Below are 662 nucleotides of genomic sequence, written 5' to 3'. Positions count from 1 at the left end.
GTAACGAAAGTTACCGCTACAAAGAATCTACTAATAAACGAATTTAAAACTGGAAATAAAAGAAAAGTTCAGGCCGTAATCTGGCCTCTCAGGCGGGTCAAAATTAAGTGCAAAAGCAGGGTCAGTTTTACATGCAAATTAACAGGCGGGCTGCCGTATTGCCTTTATACCAGGAGTAGAGGCCGATGCTTAAACATATGACTTGTGAAAGCATGGTTACGATTGTGCTGATGCTAATGATGTATTCGTATTCGATAATAAAGCAGAGTAAGCTTGTGGCAAAAGCTAGCGCCGCCAAGACTTTAATTGACAGGTCAAGCTTGAGAGACAGCACTCTTAAGTTGATGTAGGCGCGACAATATAAGAAGCCGAATGCAACGCTCATATTCATGAAGAAGGGGATGCTGATTTTCTGCCAATAGAGAGAGTTTGGCCATAAGGCTTGGAAGGCAACCCCTTTAATCCCACCCAGGTACAAGAAAAAGCAGATAAAGATACCGCTTAACCAGATATACATGACGTCTCTTAGGAATACGGCATTTACTGCTGAAATAAATAGCGCAAGAATTACGATCCCATAGAGAATGCCGAGCAGTAGCTTAACTTTATCTATTTCATGAAAGAAGGTGTCATTGGGCCATATTTGAAGGGGGACAAACATC

Annotated in this window: 1 protein-coding gene; it reads right to left on the bottom strand. The window is 41.7% G+C overall.

Features of this window, described 5'->3' with window-relative positions; translation table 11 throughout:
* Positions 1-127 precede the first annotated feature (127 nt).
* Positions 128-662: 7TM-DISM domain-containing protein (locus A3756_RS03575; RefSeq protein ID WP_082865065.1), on the bottom strand; the 535-nt coding region annotated here is incomplete at its 5' end.

The organism is Oleiphilus sp. HI0086 (assembly GCF_001635225.1).
The sequence above is the reverse complement of the archived record's forward strand: the minus strand, read 5'-3'. Positions and strand labels throughout refer to the sequence as shown.